This is a genomic window from Rhizobacter sp. (assembly GCF_035702065.1).
GTDB lineage: Bacteria > Pseudomonadota > Gammaproteobacteria > Burkholderiales > Burkholderiaceae_C > Rhizobacter.
This window is the reverse complement of the sequence record NZ_DASSRA010000357.1, coordinates 1-2,316: the sequence shown is the minus strand read 5'-3', so window position 1 is coordinate 2,316 and position 2,316 is coordinate 1. Positions and strand designations below refer to the sequence as shown.

The window sequence follows — 2,316 nt, the reverse complement described above, 5'->3', positions numbered from 1 at the left end:
GATCCAGGGCCACGCCGGGCGCATGCAGCGCGGCGACGTGTACGTGCTGAACGACCCGTACCACGGCGGCACCCATCTGCCCGACGTCACCGTCGTGACGCCGGTCTTCGCGGACGAGGGCGACGAGATCCTCTTCTACGTCGGCTCGCGCGGCCACCACGCCGACATCGGTGGCATCACGCCCGGCTCGATGCCGCCGTTCTCCACGCGCATCGAGGAAGAGGGCGTGCAGATCGACAACCTGAAGCTGGTTGACGCGGGCCGCCTGTGCGAAGCGGAGATGCTGGCCTTGCTGAAGAGCGGCGCCTACCCCTCGCGCAACCCACAACAGAACCTGGCCGACCTGAAGGCGCAGATCGCCGCCCACGAGAAGGGCGTACAGGAGCTGCGCAAGAGGGTCGCGCAGTTCGGGCTTGAGGTGGTGCGTGCCTACATGCGCCACGTGCAGGACAACGCCGAGGAGTCGGTGCGCCGCGTCATCACGAAGCTGCGCGACGGCGAGTTCACGCTGCCGCTGGACAACGGGGCGCGCATCCGCGTGGCCATCCGCGTCGATGCGAACGCGCGCAGCGCGGTCATCGATTTCACCGGCACCTCGGACCAGCTGGTGAACAACTTCAACGCGCCGCGCGCCGTGTGCATGGCGGCCGTGCTGTACGTGTTCCGCACGCTGGTCAACGACGACATCCCGCTCAACGCGGGCTGCCTGAAGCCACTGCAGGTGATCATCCCCGAGGGCTCCATGCTCAACCCGCGGCCGCCGGCCTCGGTGGTGGCGGGCAACGTGGAGACCTCCACCTGCATCACCAATGCGCTCTACGGCGCTTTGGGCGTGATGGCGGCGGGCCAGTGCACGATGAACAACTTCACCTTCGGCAACGCGACCTACCAGTACTACGAGACCATCTCGGGCGGCTCGGGCGCGGGCATCTTCATTGACGCCGCCGGCCGACCAGCCGGCGGGTTCGACGGCACCAGCGTCGTGCAAACCCACATGACCAACTCGCGCCTCACCGACCCCGAGGTGCTGGAGTTCCGCTTCCCGGTGCGGCTGGAGAGCTATGCCATCCGCGCCGGCTCGGGCGGCGCGGGCAAGCACCGCGGCGGAGACGGCGGTGTGCGCCGCATGCGCTTCCTGGAGCCGATGACGGCCTCCATCCTTTCCAACGGTCGGCACCACGGTGCGTTCGGCATGGCCGGCGGTGCGGCGGGGCAGGTGGGCATCAACCGCGTGGAGCGCGCCGATGGCAGTGTCGAGACGCTGGACCACATCGGCTCGGTGCAGATGCAGCCGGGCGACGTGTTCGTGGTCGAGACGCCCGGTGGCGGCGGCTACGGCAGCGCGTGAGCCTGTTCGCGCTGAAGCTGGCGCTGGTGGGCGCGGTGGTGCTGGCCGCGAGCTTCGCGGCCCGGCGCTTCGGCCACGGCGTGGCAGGCACGCTCTCGGGCCTGCCGATGATCGCGGGGCCGATCATGGGTTTCGTGCTGCTGCAGGCGCCGGCCGCGCAGGCGCATGCCATTGCGCTGGCCACGCTGGTGGCCTACCCGGCCATGGTCTTGCACATGCTCGGCTTCGCGCATGCGGTGCGGCGCGGGGCGCCGTGGTGGCTGGCGTTGTTGGCGGCGAACGCCGTGTTCCTCGCATCCGGGCTGGCCTTGTTGTCGCTCCACCTGCCCACCGTGGCCGTGTGCGTGCTGGCGGCGGTGTCGCCCTGGGTGGTGCTGCGTCTGATGCCGGCGCACCGGCGCGAGCGCACCGTGCTGCACATCCCGCCCATCGAGCTGGTGCTGCGCGTGGCTGCGGCGGTGGCCCTGGCGGCGTCCGTCATGCTGGGTGCCGAAGTGCTCGCGCCGGCCATCAGCGGGCTGTTGCTGGCCTTGCCGATCACCGGCAACGTGCTGCCGGGCTTCACGCTCACGCGCCACGGGGCCGACGCCACCATCGAACTGCTCTGCGGCTTCGTGCGGGGCATGGCAGGCTTCTGCGCGTTCTTCATGGTGCTGGCGCTGGCCTTGCCGGTGCTGGCACCTGCCGCGTCCTACGCGCTGGCCTGGGGCGTGGTGCTCACGCTTGCGTGGGGGCTGCAGCGCCGCCGCGTCGCCCTCACCGAGCCTGCGCAGCCGGTGGACTGAGCGATGATGCACCGCGCTGTAAGAAGCTTGGGCCTGCGCCGACACAGCAAGGTCCATCGCGACGCCTTCATCCACCCTCAAGGAGAACTGTTCATGAACCAACGTCTGATCGCTTCGTCTGCCCTCGCCTCTGTGCTGGCCCTTGGCCTCTTCGGCCATGCTGCTGCCCAGGACAAACCCATG

The 2,316-nt window shown here is 69.6% G+C and carries 2 protein-coding genes; both read left to right on the top strand.

Annotation, left to right across the window (positions count from 1 at the left end):
- Positions 1 to 1,348 (top strand): hydantoinase B/oxoprolinase family protein (locus tag VFL64_RS15830; protein ID WP_489541339.1); only part of this gene is annotated, 1,348 nt, incomplete at its 5' end.
- On the top strand, positions 1,345 to 2,133 hold the full coding sequence (locus VFL64_RS15825; RefSeq protein WP_489541338.1) for a hypothetical protein: 789 nt from the start codon (positions 1,345 to 1,347) through the stop codon (positions 2,131 to 2,133). The genes VFL64_RS15830 and VFL64_RS15825, both read left to right, overlap by 4 nt.
- Positions 2,134 to 2,316: the final 183 nt, after the last annotated feature.